This window comes from Enterococcus sp. DA9 (assembly GCF_008000875.1).
Classification (GTDB): domain Bacteria; phylum Bacillota; class Bacilli; order Lactobacillales; family Enterococcaceae; genus Enterococcus_B; species Enterococcus_B lactis.
This window is the reverse complement of the sequence record NZ_CP042839.1, coordinates 113512-128194: the sequence shown is the minus strand read 5'-3', so window position 1 is coordinate 128194 and position 14683 is coordinate 113512. Positions and strand designations below refer to the sequence as shown.

At 36.6% G+C, this 14683-nt stretch carries 16 protein-coding genes, 1 tRNA gene and 1 other annotated feature; of the genes, 14 read left to right on the top strand and 3 right to left on the bottom strand.

Annotated features, from left to right (window positions below):
• The first annotated feature begins 18 nt into the window (after positions 1-18).
• The 6 genes from dltC (at position 19) to FTX43_RS01410 (ending at position 5372) form a co-directional block, all read left to right on the top strand.
• Positions 19-252: a D-alanine--poly(phosphoribitol) ligase subunit DltC gene (dltC, locus tag FTX43_RS01435; protein WP_002310246.1), complete on the top strand. Its 234-nt coding sequence runs from the start codon at positions 19-21 to the stop codon at positions 250-252.
• A 2-nt stretch (positions 253-254) separates the two neighbouring features.
• Positions 255-1520: a D-alanyl-lipoteichoic acid biosynthesis protein DltD gene (gene dltD, locus FTX43_RS01430; protein ID WP_147606674.1), complete on the top strand. Its 1266-nt coding sequence runs from the start codon at positions 255-257 to the stop codon at positions 1518-1520.
• A 141-nt stretch (positions 1521-1661) separates the two neighbouring features.
• The gene (locus tag FTX43_RS01425; RefSeq protein ID WP_002310248.1) at positions 1662-2744 is read left to right on the top strand and encodes a M42 family metallopeptidase; all 1083 of its coding nucleotides are present in this window, start codon (positions 1662-1664) and stop codon (positions 2742-2744) included.
• Positions 2744-3547, top strand: a complete 804-nt coding sequence (locus FTX43_RS01420; protein ID WP_002335415.1) for a DUF975 family protein — start codon at positions 2744-2746, stop codon at positions 3545-3547. Before FTX43_RS01425 ends, FTX43_RS01420 begins: the two co-directional genes overlap by 1 nt.
• A 69-nt stretch (positions 3548-3616) precedes the next feature.
• Positions 3617-4357, top strand: a complete 741-nt coding sequence (locus FTX43_RS01415) for an MBL fold metallo-hydrolase (RefSeq protein WP_025477114.1) — start codon at positions 3617-3619, stop codon at positions 4355-4357.
• Between the two features lie 10 nt (positions 4358-4367).
• Positions 4368-5372 (top strand): lipoate--protein ligase, encoded by a 1005-nt coding sequence (locus FTX43_RS01410; RefSeq protein WP_002310251.1) that lies wholly within the window; start codon positions 4368-4370, stop codon positions 5370-5372.
• Between the two features lie 46 nt (positions 5373-5418).
• Here FTX43_RS01410 and FTX43_RS01405 read toward each other — a convergent pair whose 3' ends face one another.
• Entirely contained in the window at positions 5419-7263 is a 1845-nt protein-coding gene (locus FTX43_RS01405; protein WP_147606672.1) for a hypothetical protein, read from the bottom strand.
• 210 nt (positions 7264-7473) lie between these two features.
• Between FTX43_RS01405 and FTX43_RS01400 the strand changes: the two genes are divergently transcribed.
• From FTX43_RS01400 to FTX43_RS01380, 5 genes are all read left to right on the top strand, one after another.
• Entirely contained in the window at positions 7474-7992 is a 519-nt protein-coding gene (locus tag FTX43_RS01400) for a signal peptidase I (RefSeq protein ID WP_002292363.1), read from the top strand.
• Positions 7993-8119: 127 nt separating this feature from the next.
• Positions 8120-8803 (top strand): O-methyltransferase, encoded by a 684-nt coding sequence (locus FTX43_RS01395; protein WP_002310254.1) that lies wholly within the window; start codon positions 8120-8122, stop codon positions 8801-8803.
• A gap of 313 nt (positions 8804-9116) precedes the next feature.
• A tRNA-Arg gene (locus FTX43_RS01390) sits at positions 9117-9190 on the top strand.
• Positions 9191-9346: 156 nt separating this feature from the next.
• On the top strand, positions 9347-9706 hold the full coding sequence (locus FTX43_RS01385; protein WP_002310256.1) for a DUF1304 domain-containing protein: 360 nt from the start codon (positions 9347-9349) through the stop codon (positions 9704-9706).
• Positions 9707-9826: 120 nt separating this feature from the next.
• Positions 9827-11458: a SulP family inorganic anion transporter gene (locus tag FTX43_RS01380; RefSeq protein ID WP_002314221.1), complete on the top strand. Its 1632-nt coding sequence runs from the start codon at positions 9827-9829 to the stop codon at positions 11456-11458.
• Between the two features lie 61 nt (positions 11459-11519).
• Here the strand turns inward: FTX43_RS01380 and FTX43_RS01375 are convergent, their stop codons facing one another.
• Positions 11520-12161 carry a uracil-DNA glycosylase gene (locus FTX43_RS01375; RefSeq protein ID WP_002344043.1) on the bottom strand — a complete coding sequence of 214 codons (642 nt, stop codon included), beginning with the start codon at positions 12159-12161 and terminating at the stop codon, positions 11520-11522.
• 189 nt (positions 12162-12350) lie between these two features.
• Positions 12351-12427 (top strand) — a sequence feature (ribosomal protein L21 leader region).
• A gap of 19 nt (positions 12428-12446) precedes the next feature.
• On the opposite strand from FTX43_RS01375, the gene rplU reads away from it, so the two are divergent.
• Genes rplU through rpmA form a run of 3 tightly spaced genes read left to right on the top strand, consistent with a single transcriptional unit; the run spans position 12447 to position 13433 of the window.
• On the top strand, positions 12447-12755 hold the full coding sequence (gene rplU / locus FTX43_RS01370; protein ID WP_002289450.1) for a 50S ribosomal protein L21: 309 nt from the start codon (positions 12447-12449) through the stop codon (positions 12753-12755).
• 27 nt (positions 12756-12782) lie between these two features.
• Entirely contained in the window at positions 12783-13127 is a 345-nt protein-coding gene (locus FTX43_RS01365; protein WP_002289451.1) for a ribosomal-processing cysteine protease Prp, read from the top strand.
• Positions 13128-13139: 12 nt separating this feature from the next.
• Positions 13140-13433, top strand: coding sequence for a 50S ribosomal protein L27 (rpmA, locus tag FTX43_RS01360; RefSeq protein ID WP_002289452.1), 294 nt, complete (start codon positions 13140-13142; stop codon positions 13431-13433).
• 92 nt (positions 13434-13525) lie between these two features.
• On the opposite strand, the gene FTX43_RS01355 is transcribed toward rpmA, so the two are convergent.
• A complete protein-coding gene (locus FTX43_RS01355) occupies positions 13526-14674 on the bottom strand; it encodes a site-specific integrase (protein ID WP_147606670.1) in 1149 nt (382 codons plus the stop codon).
• Positions 14675-14683 lie beyond the last annotated feature (9 nt).

The following is a 14683-nucleotide window of genomic DNA, read 5'->3' as shown; positions in this document are numbered from 1 at the left end:
ACAAAGGAGAAAAGGAAAATGGAAGAACAAATTTTATCAATCTTAGAAGAAATAACAGGAACAGATGAAGTAAGAAAAAATCGTGATATTGATCTATTTGATGAAGGTTTGCTTGATTCTTTAGCATCTGTGCAATTATTAGTCGAGCTAGACGGAGAGTTGGATATCCAAGTCCCAGTCTCTGAATTCGAGCGGGAGGATTGGTGCACACCGAATAAAATCATTCAACAAGCAACTGCATTGAAGGGTTGAGTATGAAAAAGAAACTCTTTGCTATTTTTGGACCTGTTGTTCTCGCTTTTGGTCTGCTTGCCCTATTTTTCACTTCTTCCTATCGAGTAAATATTGATAACCCGGAAGTAATCAAGCGAGCGTCTTCATCTATGTCAGCAAATGTACTAAAGGGCGATGCAATAAAAAATAAAGCTTTGTCTGAAAAACAATATATCCCCTTTTTTGGGTCGAGTGAATTAAGCAGGATCAGTCCATTCCATCCGTCTGTTTTGGCTGAAAAATATGATAGAGGTTATCGTCCTTTCTTGCTAGGAGCGCCGGGAACACAATCATTAAGTCAATATATGATGATGCGATCTGCAGGGGATGATTTGAAAAACAAAAAAGTGGTGTTTATTATCTCGCCTCAATGGTTTGTAAAAGATGGTGTAAAAACAGATTATTTCAACACTTACTATTCTGAACTTCAGACCTATGATTGGTTGTTCTCATTGAAAAAAGTCACATCAGCTGATCGTTATTTAGCTAGAAGACTATTAACTTTTTCAAAAGTAAAAGAGAACGATACGCTGACAGAAATTCTACAAACGATTAAAGAAGGAAAGTTACCTTTACCTGAATCTTTGGATCAGTTGCACAGCCAATGGAACATGTTGAAGCGTGAGGATGAGATATTCAGTGATATCGGTTTGAAAGATCGTCAGCAAAAAATCGATCATGAATCAAAACGATTACCAGATCACTATCAAGAAACAGAATTATCCATTTTGGCAGATAAGATTGGAAAACAAGAAACGACAAATAATCCATTTGGTTTGAAAAACGATTTTTACACACATCGTATCCGATCCCACGAGCCAGAACTCAAACAGTCACAAAAAGATTGGGATTATCGTTTTTCACCAGAATTTTCTGATTTTCAGCTAATCTTGGATCAATTAGCAAAAAATCATAATGAAGTGTTGTTTATCATTCCACCGGTTAACGAGAAATGGAGCGATTATACCGGACTATCTCAAGAAATGCTACAAGGATTTGCCAAAAAAATCAAATTTCAATTAAATAGCCAAGGATTCAATCGAATAGCTGATTTTGTCAATCAAGCTGGTACCAATTATTTTATGGAAGATACGATCCATTTAGGGTGGAAAGGCTGGCTAGCCGCAGATCAACAGATTAGACCGTTCTTAGAAGAAAACCAGCTTCCTAGTAGGTACCAGCTCGATGATGCTTTTTTCAGCAAAGCTTGGCAACAACAAGTACCAGATAAACTACGATTAAAATAAATAAAACAGGTGGAGGATATCTGCCTGTTTTATTTATTTTAGAATATTCTGAAATAAACAGTAAAAATACCAAGTTAGCCTGAACAAAAAACAAAAGCAATGGTATAATCACAATATGAATATAGAAATGGGGGAAAACATTTGGATACAAAAGAAGAACAGCTACTAATTGATTTGACTTCTGCAAAAGGAGTACCTGGGAATGAAGAAGAGGTAAGAGAAGTATTCAGAGAATATGCTAAACCATTCGCTGATGATATTTTTTATGACGGATTAGGCAGTGTGATTGCAAAGCATGGCGCTGGCGGAGGACCAAAAGTCTTTATTTCTGGTCATATGGACGAAGTTGGTTTTATGGTAACAAAAATAACCGAAAAAGGCTTCTTGGAATTCCAAACACTTGGAGGCTGGTGGGGACAAGTGATGCTTGCTCAGCAAGTTGAAATCAAAACACGAGAAGGAAAAATCATTCACGGGGTAATTGGTTCAAAGCCACCGCATGTTTTAACACCTCAAGTAAGAAATAAACCATATGAAATCAAAGATATGTTTATTGATATCGGTGCATCAAACCAAGAAGAAGCCAAAGAGTGGGGCATACGTCCGGGAGATATGGTCACCCCATATATTGAATATAAACGAATGAACGGCAGTAAGTATTTACTGGCAAAAGCATGGGATAATCGGATAGGGACAGCTGTTTCTTTGCGAGTATTGGAGAATCTATCTAAAGAAGCACATCCAAATGTTTTATTTGCAGGAAGCGATGTGCAAGAAGAAGTGGGCTTGCGAGGCGCTCGAACAAGCACGCACCTTGTAAATCCGGATATTGCTTTTGCTTTAGATACTGGTACAGCAGGTGATACTCCAGGAATGACACCAAAAGAAGCAGATTCGGTTTTAGGAAAAGGTCCACAGATTTTGATTTTTGATGCATCGATGATTCCGCACAAAAAATTATTGAATTTCGTTATCGATGTAGCAGAGGAAATGGCTATCCCATTCCAATATACAGTGATCTCTGGCGGTGGAACGGATGCAGGACAAATGCATTTGACAAGAGACGGCGTTCCTTCTGTAGCCATTACTGTTCCTGTTCGTTATTTGCATTCCCACACATCAGTGATCCATGAAGATGATTATTTGAATACAGTGAAGCTAGTTACTGAGTTAGTGAAACGACTTGATAGTGAAACAGTTGAAAAAATCCGGAGTTATGAATAATGAATAATAAAATACCTATTTCTGAATATCGAAAAAAAGCGCGAGCTTCTTTGGAGAATCAATGGGGAATCAATGCTTGGCTTGTTTTCTTATCCATATTGTTCACGAGCGTCATACAGAATTTTTTTGACGGTTTCAGTCCTTTTACGGAAGAAAGCATGCAGCAAAACCTATTGAGTTTTCTAATCGATAATTTGCTGTTATTCGCATTCAACTATGCATTGTTTTATATTGCGTTAGTAGTTGTACGAGGTGGCAGACCAAAAAGCAATCTTCTATTTTCAGTTTTCCAAAAAAAATATTTTGGTTCGATACTTGTCATCAATTTGATTAATTCAATCATCAACTGGTTGCTCAACAGTTTGATCTTTCTGCCCATGTTTTTAATCAGCGGAGTGAGTGCTTATACGCAGTTGCTTTTCAATTCAAGTACGGTACCTACGGATGTCATGCCAGGAGATTTTCTTGATATCAGCTTTGTTTTATCAACGGTAGGGATGATTTTTGTTTCAGCACTTATCATGAGCATCGTTGGCGGATTGTTCCAATTTGCTGCATGGACGAAGTTCGACTATCCTGATTTGTCGGTCGTACAATGCTTAAAATATGGCTGGTTCTTATTGAAAGATAGAATCGGTACGTATATTTTGTTGCAACTATCTTTTATCGGCTGGTATTTGTTAGGGGCAATCGCTTTATTCATCGGTCTTTTGTGGGTCATCGTTTATGTGAATGTATCAGTTGCAGAATTTTATGAACAAGCACGGATTGAAAAAGGTGGTCCAGAAGCCTATTTTGCTTAATCTGTAAGCAGTTTATTCATTAGAAAAATAACTTTTGTGGTAGGATAAATCTTTGAGGGGGAATATATGATGAAATTAACTGTTTTAGGCTGCTTAGGGGCGTATCCTTATAAAAATCAAGGGACAACAGGTTATTTACTTCAATCTGACGGTTTCAACTTGTTGATTGATGCAGGTAGTGCTACGCTCATCAAATTACAAGAACATCTTGATCCACTTGATTTGGATGCTGTGATCCTTAGCCATTATCATCATGATCATATTGCTGACCTTGGTGTATTACAGTATTACTGGCAACTTCATCCCAAGAGAGATCCGGAGACATTGCTTTCAATTTACGGGCACACAAAAGATTCTGTCCACTTTGAAGAATTGACGATGGCGAATGTCTCAAAAGGACATCCTTATTTTGAAGCCGAAGAATTAAAAATTGGTCCTTTTCTGATTACTTTTATGGAAACAATCCATCCAGTAGTATGTTACGCCATGCGAATCGTAGAAGAAGCAACGGGGAAAGTATTCGTATTTACAGGAGATTCAGGTTATTTGGAAAGTTTCGCTGATTTTGCGAAAGAGGCTGATTTGTTTCTAGCAGATACCTATCTATTTGAAGGAAATGAACATCATCATGCACATTTCACTTCAAAAGAAGCTGGAGAACTGGCGAAATCAGCTAACGTAAAGAAACTTGTACTTACCCATCTACCTCAGTTTGGCGACTTAGAACAATTGAAAAATGAAGCGCAAAAAGCAGCAGGTAAAGGGATAGATGTAGAACTTGCTGCAGTTGACAAAGTGTTTGACATTTAGGAGGAAGAACATGATTTTTGTACCAAATGAAAACCACGACCCAAGAATCAATTTAGCAATTGAACAATACTTGTTGCAAGAAATGCCATTAGATGAACCCATTTTGCTCTTTTATATCAATGAACCTTCAATCATCATCGGTAGGAATCAGAACACGATTGAAGAAATCAATCGAGATTATGTGGAAGAACATGGTATTCATGTGGTCCGCCGTCTAAGTGGAGGCGGAGCTGTCTACCATGATTTTGGGAACTTGAACTTTAGTTTTATTATGCCTGATGATGGTGATTCCTTCCGTGATTTTGCGAAAGTAACACAACCAATCATCCAAGCACTTCATGAATTGGGTGTTGCCGGGGCTGAGTTGAAAGGCCGAAATGATTTAGTCATTGATGGTATGAAATTTTCCGGTAATGCGATGTATGCTACCAACGGCCGGATGTTTGCTCATGGAACGATCATGTTCGACTCTGATATCAATGAAGTAGTCAATGCATTAAAAGTAAAAAAAGACAAAATCGAATCAAAAGGAATCAAATCGATCCGTTCTCGTGTGACGAATATCAAACCGTTTCTTCCCGAAGAAAAACAAAAAATGACAACGGAAGAATTTCGTCAAGAAATCTTGTTGAAAATTTTTGGTGTAGAATCAGTAGAGGAAGTAAAAACATACGAATTGACCGACGAAGATTGGAAAAAAATCAATCGAATCTCTGAAGAATATTACCGAAATTGGGATTGGAATTACGGAAAGTCCCCAGATTTCAATTTCTCTCGTCAAAAACGTTTCTCTATCGGTTCGATCGAAGTCCACTTGAATGTATCAGAAGGAATGATTAAAGAAGCAAAAATCTTTGGTGATTTCTTCGGACTAGGAGATATCTCTGATGTCGAAAAAAAATTGGTGGGACAGAAATATGATAAAGAATCTCTATCAAAAATAGTTGACCAAATTGATGTGAAAAAATATTTTGGTGCGATAGAATCAGAAGAATTACTTACCTTACTTTATTAAAAACAAAAAGCAGCGGAATCCTTATGTATTGGATTCCACTGCTTTTTTATATAGAATTCGAGTAATTTCGGGAAAGCTGAACAGTGATCCGATCAATCAATGTATCTTTTTCCTGCGTTAGTGTTCCAGTGTAACGATCTGCCACATCTTTCATCATCATCAAATCAAAGCGTTCCTGATCATCTAATTCTTCTGTGATACCTCGACTAAATATATTCGTATCATAACGTGCACTATGTTCGCAACAAATGACGAAATGATTCTCTTGCTCATATATCGACAAATGAATTTTTCGATACAGCGGATTTTCGATGGCATGAGTTTCTCTAAAGGAATGCTCTAGGGCATGAATCAAAAGGTGGGCTAGATCATCATCTTTGATAGGAAGCTCCTCCGGAAGTTCTGCTTCGAAGATGATCTGGATATTCCGTTTATCAGCTAACTGTTGATAGCGCGCGAAAATCAGATTTGTCATCTGATGATTGCAAAAAGAACACAGCATTTCAAAATTTTTTGCTTCTTCCAAGATTGTTTCCACATATTTTTTTGCTTTTACTTGATCCGTATGCATTAAGTCTTGCAGATTTTCCATTTCCTGAACAAATTCTAAACGAAGCGTATTTACTTCTTGGATATGCTGTCGCAGTTGCTCATAATGCTGTTCCAGCAAATCGTTTTTGATTTTTAAGAAATCTACTTGTCTTCGGTCTTTATCTGTGTTCAGAATGTGGTCAATCAGATTGTAACTGATAATAACAATCAAAATAATAATGAATAAAATCGTAGACCAATTGATCGTCGTTTGATAAATACCTAGTGCTGTTTGGATATAAATCAAGCAGTGGATAATGGCAACCAAGACGATCCAAGGTGTACAAACTACATAAAAACGATTGTTCTTATATGCTTCACCAATGCAGGTAAGCGAAGTGACTAGAGTACTGATAACACTAGCTATATTAGCAATTGGCATCAATTCAGGAAGTTCAGCAGAAGTAAAAGCTGCATAAAGCAGAACACCAGAAAAGATCGAAAGTTGGATTATACAAAAAATCCCATACCATTTTTTATAATAAATCATCCGGCTCCAATAATAGCAGATAATGAAAGACGAGGTTAGGATAATAAATAAATGAGATAAAAAAGAGTGAACGAATGGTTCAAAAAGGATGCCACTTAAAATATCTTCTGAAACAGCTTCAAATCCTAATGCCAAAGCAAAGCAGCTTAAGATAATCAGCGAGTATTCAAGCCGTTTTTGTTTGTACATCAAGTAGATAGTATAGATAAACGTCCCAATAGCAATGAAAACTGCAATGATCATCGTTAATACTTGTGGTACTGATTGAGAATAGATAAAACCGATTAACGGACCAGTTGTACCCAGATAGACTTTCGGCGGTAACCCAGCGTAGTTCTGATAAGGAGATGAGACAGAGATCATCAATTTTTTTCCGATGTAATCTGATGGTAAATCTATCACAGCCAGTGATAGTCCAGGGTTGCTTTCTGCGTCGTAATCTTCCCGTTGGTATAAAATGTTTCCGTTTAGATACACAGTAATCCATTGATGATTTCCTTTGATTAGTAAATTTGCTTCGTTCAACGGTTTCTCAAGTGTCGTTTCCATAATAAATGTTTCGTCTTTGTCTACGGTAGGAATCGTACGAGTGTACTTGCTGTCAAACTTAAAATCAGGATCATCTTTTGAATAGAAAACCCATGAATCTTTTATTTCTTTCATTTGATTACTATTAGCAGGAGAGAAGATAAAATAGAAGAAATAAGCAATCCCTGCTAAAAATAACACTGATAATATAATTATTATGCTCCATTTTATGCGCATATAGAAAGATTCTTTTTTATTATATATGTTATTAAAAAAAGCCATAAAGGTATTCCTTTCTAAAACTTGTAATTTTAGGGTAAACGTTTTTTTAACTATCGTCAATTATTTATAATAAAAAATGAGATAAAGATGAGGAAATAGAATCAAAAAACGTCGTTGTCATAAAAATGTGTTTTTACAGTTATAATTTGAAAAAAATTTATCGTTATTATATGATTAAGAAGGATTGAAGAAAGAAAGGAGCTGAAAACGATGCCTGATTATAAAAAAATAACTTTTGTTAGTTCTGTAACACTGATTATATTTTTAATACTTATTCTTCTCGTCGTCTTGGTTCCTCGAATTTTTGGATTGACTCCTTACATTATTGAGGATAGAGAAATGAACCCATATTATGCACAAGGAAATCTGATATATGTACGACCAAAAAATACAGATGAGATTTTAGTCGGAGATATTATTACATATTATGAAAATTCAGGTAAAAAAATCTCGACACGTCGCGTAATAGCCATTGAAAACAACTACAACGACTTTTATACAAAAGCTGACACACGGACTTATATCGAGCCTGGAGTAGTAAAAAAGAGAAATATTATCGGTAGTCCAATCTTCCAGATTCCATATATTGGTCTGGTCCTTTCAAAAACAGCATTTGCATGGATCCAGGGGTTATTCTTTACGATTGCTTTTTGCTTAACAGGAATCACAGCTTGGAATACTTTTGTAGAGTTGAAGAAGAAGCGGAGACGAACACAGAAATTTTTGTGAGAATGTTGAAAAAGACAAATATATTCAAGAGATACCACTACTCTTCTGAACGAGTGATACGGAAAACACTAATACAGCTTGTAGATTTAGCTAGTTGTTCGTATAATGTGTAAAGAGGAGGAGTAGTATGCGCAATGAAATGATGCATCGTCCTGTAGTCAAAGAAGAACTATTGGACTTTATGCGTACCCAGCAAAAAAAATTACCGGGTGAGCTAGGCAAATTGGAAGAAGAAGCTCATGTAGCAGAAGTACCGGTTATTCCCCACGAAACAGTTGTATTTTTGAAATTTTTACTTGGACAAATTCAGCCTGAACGAATCTTAGAGATCGGTGCAGCTATCGGTTTTTCATCAAGTGTCATGGCGACAACAATCGGAGAAAACGCTCATGTTACGACCATTGATCGTTTCGATGTCATGATCGAGAAAGCGAAAAAAAACTATGAACGTCTAGGATTGACAGATAAAGTAACCTTGCTTGAAGGGCAAGCCGCAGATATTTTGCCTGAGTTGTCTGGTCCATATGACTTTATTTTTATGGATAGTGCAAAATCAAAATATATTGAATTTTTACCTGAATGTTTGCGTTTGTTACGAAAAGGTGGCGTTTTGATGGTAGATGATATTTTCCAAGGAGGGACGATCTTGCTCCCTGATGAAGAGATTCCTCGTGGCAAACGAGCTATCCATCGTAAATTAAATGAATTCCTTCGTGTCGTGATGAACCATCCTGATTTGACATCGACCATCTTACCATTAGGCGATGGTGTAATCTTAATGACAAAAGAATCAGAAGAAATCGATTTGTGATACATGATTATGACAATCAGTAAGTGATTGATTATATCAAGAAATCCATCTAAATTTGATGTGAAAGAGACTGTATTTGTAAAACAACTGAAGGAAATAGTGAATAGATTGAAATAAACAGGAGTAAGCATGAAGACAGTGCAACTCCTGTTTTCGACTGATAACCTTAGAATAGATGGAATCGAATGTGTCTTTTCAAAGGATTGATTTGGTAGTTGAATTAAAATAATTGGCTATTTGCTAATTAAATAACTATTTCGTATTGACAGAAGCAATTTAATTATCTATAATTATTGATGTTCCGCTGATTCCTGTCATAGTAGCTCAGCTGGATAGAGCATCCGCCTTCTAAGCGGACGGTCGGGGGTTCGAATCCCTCCTGTGACGCTAAAAAACCGTTAGAAACCTCAGTTTCTAACGGTTTTTCTTTGTTTTTTGTGCCAATATTGTTTGTTTTCAAAGGCAAATAAAATAAAAAAAACATCTTTATCTAGTATAATTATAGGAAGTAAAAATAAAATCCATCAGAAAGAGGAAGCAAATATGTCAATGTTATCAAAATTTTTAGTCACTCTAGTGGCCATCGAATTTTTTTATATCATGTACATCGAAACAGTAAGAACTGATTCCGATACGACAAGCAGAGTTTTTAAAATGAATAAAGAAGAATTAAGCAGAAAATCTGTTCAAACATTATTTAAGAATCAAGGAGTATACAATGGACTATTAGGAGTTGGACTACTTTACGGAGCTTACCTTTCTTCCGCACCTAAAGAAATTACAAGTATGCTGTTGCTATCAATTTTTATTGTTGCATTGTATGGAAGTCTGACTAGCGATCGTTGGATTTTACTAAAACAAGGTGGGTTAGCTCTGCTGGCCTTGCTTTCTATTTTCTTCTAAATGTAGAAAAACAAGGATTTATTGGACAAGAAACTTTGTGAAAAATATTACTTTATCTCATGAAATATGCTATTCTAATGAATGGTATTTTAGAAAATTTCATGAAAAGGAGTTAGATAGGTGTTCAAAAATTATGTTTTATCACTAAAAAAAGAATTTTCAGGTTATGATCTTTCAAGATTTCAGAAAGATCTTTTGGCTGGAATCACAGTAGCTGCTGTAGCATTGCCTTTAGCCTTGGCTTTTGGGGTATCAAGCGGAGCCGATGCGTCCGCAGGTTTGATTACGGCTATCATTGCCGGTCTCGTTATTGGCGGTTTATCAGGCGGTTTTTATCAAATATCAGGTCCGACAGGCGCAATGGCAGCTATTCTAATGTCTATTGCGGCAACAAAGGGAATGCAAGGTGTGTTGCTTGCTACTTTTTTGGCTGGTCTATTTTTACTTGTAGCAGGGCTTTTCCGATTAGGAACACTAACTTCTTTTATCCCAGCACCAGTAATCACAGGATTTACTTCAGGTATTGCTATTATTATTGCATTAGGTCAGATCGATAATTTATTTGGTGTTCATTCGGAAGGTACAAATGTTATTGAAAAGCTAAGTAGTTATCAAACACTAGGTTTTCCAATAAACATAGCATCTTTGATTATGGGAGGACTAGTCATTTTAGGGATGTTCATCTATCCGAAAAAATGGTCGAAACGAATGCCTAGTTCGCTGTTAGCCATCATTTTAGCAACAGTAGTTACGCTACTGTGTCATTTACCAGTAGCCACTGTTGGTAACATCCCACAAACATTGATCAGCAGTAATCGCTTGGGCTTGGGAGATTTTAGCTTTTCTGCCTTGCAACAAGTAGCAGTTCCGGCTATTAGCATTGCTCTGTTAGGGATGATTGAGAGCTTATTATGTGGTGCTTCTGCTGGTCGAATGGCAAATAAATCATTAGACAGTAACCAAGAATTAGTGGCACAAGGGGTGGGAAATCTATTGCTTCCTTTTTTTGGCGGGATTCCTGCTACTGCAGCCATTGCTCGTACAAGTGTGGCCATCAAATCTGGCGCACAAACCAGATTAGCTGGCATGATCCATGCAGTTGTCTTGTTGCTTTCCATGCTTGTTTTTGCGCCAGTGATGTCACAGATTCCGATGCCGGCACTTGCAGGTGTTTTGATCGTGACGGCTTGGCGTATGAATGAATGGAGAACGATTAAGGAGCTATTTGTTCATAAATATTGGTCAGCTATTCTATTGTTTGTTCTTACAATGATTTGTACAGTGATCTTTGATTTAAGTATTGCTATTGTAATTGGGATTATCGGCGGTTGTGTATTTTTTGTTGTAAAAAGTGCGGCTATCACGATTTCATTAGAAACAATCGATTGGCAAAGAATAGGGCTGCCAGAAACGGAAAAGCTGAATAATTGGACAGTAGTGTACATTAGCGGTCCGCTGTTTTTCATGTCTTCAGAGAAACTAAAAAATAAATTGGAAGAACTAAACCATCACGACGGTGTCATCTTCTCCATGCGTGGCGTACCAAGTATTGATTTGACGGCACGCGCAGTTTTTGATGAATTTCAAGAAAAAGCAGAACAGAGAGGACAAACGATTATCTATACTTCCTTGCAGCCGGAAGTAGAAAAACAACTTTCTCACTTATGGGAATATACATCCACACATCAACATCAAACAGTTGCCCATGCGTTGACAGCATTGCATGCGAAATATACTGCAATGAGCCATTAAAACAATGAAAAAGAACAGACAAGACTGTAAACTAACAATTTCACCGTCTTGTCTGTTCTTTTTAATCTTGTTGTAAAAGTGAAGCTAGTACTTGCCAATCTTGATGGATAACAGGTACAAGGGAACGATTATAGAAAATAGCTGCTGGATGAAAAAGTGGAAGGATACGGTAGTTTTTTTCTGACCATTCGTAGGCATCTTTTTGTTTTGTTAGCTGTAAGACGGGACCTGTATAGAGTTGACCATGGTTTTTGGTAACAGTATATTCTTTACCAAGTAATCGTTGCAGGCCGATATTTCCAAGTGTCGCAATTAATTTTGGCTGGACTTCCATCAGTTCGTAATCCAGTATCGGTGCGTGTGCAAATACTTCGGATCGCGTAGGTGTACGATTTGGATAAACAGTTTCTGTCTGTTGTGTCCGTTTATTGATCCGATGGGTCACGCGATACGGGCGACTCCGTACAGCACTGGTGATATAGACATCTTCTCGTGTTAAACCAGTGGAAGAAAGTGCCTGCATCAATTCTTTTCCAGCTTGTCCGCTAAAAGGGATGTGTGTATCAATCTCTGTTTTTCCTGGGGCTTCTCCTACAAACATTAATTTAGGATGAAGAGGTCCTTGCCCAGCGACAAACCCTTCTACAGGACGGCCGTTCATCCTTAAAGAAGCCTCTAGTATCAATTCTGTTGGGTATTCCATTTGTGCTCCTCCTTTTTCTTTTATTATAAGAAGAAAAGAAACGCAATGCGACTATTTTATTTGGCAGAAACGAAGAGGAAAGAAAAGCAGGAGCACGATTGTTTAAATCTTTATTTCATTTTTTGACTTTAAATTTAGTTGACGAACAGCGGCTGTTCTGGTAAGCTAGTACTGTTGTAATTGTGGACTCCACAGCTACAACCGCTCAGAACAAGTAATAAGCACAGCAGATGCTGTCACTTCGGATGGCGAGTCTAAGTATATCAGAAGGAGGTGCTTTATAGCATGTACGCAATTATTAAAACTGGTGGTAAACAAGTAAAAGTTGAAGTTGGACAAGCAATCTATGTTGAAAAACTTGACGTTGAAGCAGGAGAAAAAGTTGTTTTTGACGAAGTTATCTTAGTAGGTGGCGAATCTACAAAAGTAGGCGCTCCAACTGTTGCAGGTGCAACTGTTGAAGGTACTGTTGAAAAACACGGCAAACAAAAGAAAGTCGTTACTTTCAAATACAAACCTAAAAAACATTCACACCGCAAACAAGGTCATCGTCAACCATATACAAAAGTGGTTATCGACGCGATCAACGCTTAATCAGCGTTTGAGAAAGAAGGCCTATATATGATCAAAGGAACATTTAAGCGAAATGACGCAGGTCAGATCGTTTCATTCACTTTGACCGGGCATGCTGATGCTGGTCCTTATGGAAGTGATATCGTTTGTGCAGGTGTTTCTGCGTTAGCGATCAGCACTGTCAACGGGATTGCCTCATTAGCCGGTTTTGAACCGATTGTTGAAATGAATGAAGAAGAAGGCGGTTATCTTTATACCGAAGTCACTTCAGGAATGACACAAGAACAAAACAATATTGCTGAGATTCTATTAGAAAATCTTTTATTAGGTTTACAATCAATAGAAGCTGAAAACTCAGAATATATCCAAATTAAAACAATCAATGATAAATAGGAGGTGCAGACCATGTTGTTATCTATGAATCTACAATTATTTGCCCACAAAAAAGGTGGCGGTTCTACATCTAACGGCCGTGACTCAGAATCAAAACGTCTAGGTGCTAAACGCGCTGATGGACAAACAGTTACAGGTGGATCAATTCTTTATCGTCAACGCGGTACAAAAATCTATCCAGGTGTAAACGTGGGTATCGGTGGAGACGACACTTTATTTGCAAAAGTTGATGGCGTAGTACGTTTCGAACGTAAAGGCCGTAACAAAAAACAAGTGTCTGTTTATCCAGTAGCTCAAGAAGCTTAATAAATAAACTGCTCTATCTCTTGTGTGGCAAGGGATGGAGCTTTTTTGTAAATTATGGGGTTTTTTTTGACCATACTTTTGACCATACTTTCTTAGAAGTTAATATAATTTGTTAGTTTTTGTGTTGTTTCTTCTTTTTTACTGTTAGTAATGTGTGTATATGTGTCCATAGTAGTTTTTATATTTGCGTGGCCCATTCTTTCTTGGACTTCTTTGTGATCTGCGCCTGCCTCATATAGCATTGATGCATGTGTATGTCTAAAACCATGTAGACCGATATAAGGTAAGCCGGCACGCTCACGATATATATTGTATCTTTCTGCCACTGCTTGATTAATTGTGAAATTATTTTCGTCATTGGTAAATAAAAAATTAGCTTTGGTAAATCCTAATTGAAATAAGTACTTTCTTTGTTCGAGCTTCCAAAATTTTAGTTGCTTTATAGTTTTTTCATCCAAATAAATTATTCGATTTGATTTTTTTGTTTTAGGAGTTTCAGATATATAATATTTGTCTGAACGAGCTACAGTTTTTTTAATGGCCATTTCATTTGTTTTAAAATTAATATTGTCCCAAGTGAGCGCTAATATTTCGCCGATCCTACATCCGCTGAATGCTAATAGTCTAAAGAGTGTATAGTCTCTGTTTTTAAAATATGGATTCTGTTCTTGAGATACTTCATTTAGAAATAATTCCAACTGTTCTTTTGTATATAATTTTAATTTCTTTTCTGTTTTAATTTGTGGCTTTGGAATAAGTAAATTTAATGTTGGATTATCAGACGTTAAACCAATATTTATAGCATACTTAAAAACTTTATTCATATAGTTTATGAAAAGAGGGTACTGCTTTGAAGTTCCTTTTTCACTCCAATCATTTACTACCTTTTGACAATATGCCGTATTAATTTTAGAAAGCTTAATATTTCCAAATTTGGGATATATATGTTTATTAAAGATTATTTTAGTCCTTGAATATGAACTTTCTTTTACAGTTTTTTTATAGCTTTCTAGCCATAATTCTGCTGCTTCTTTGAAAGTAGTATTTGTACTTGTGGGCATTCCTGTTTTTTGTAATTCTAGTTCTAACCTAGAAAGTGCTGTTTTTGCTTCTTTTTGTGTTCTAAATCCTCTTTTAGTAGTATATTTTTTCTTTCGTGTTAGCGGATCAATACCGAGATAAGTTTTAAAGTACCATGCTTTTTCGCCATTTTTCTTTTTATATTGTTTTATCATTGCCATCAATATTAC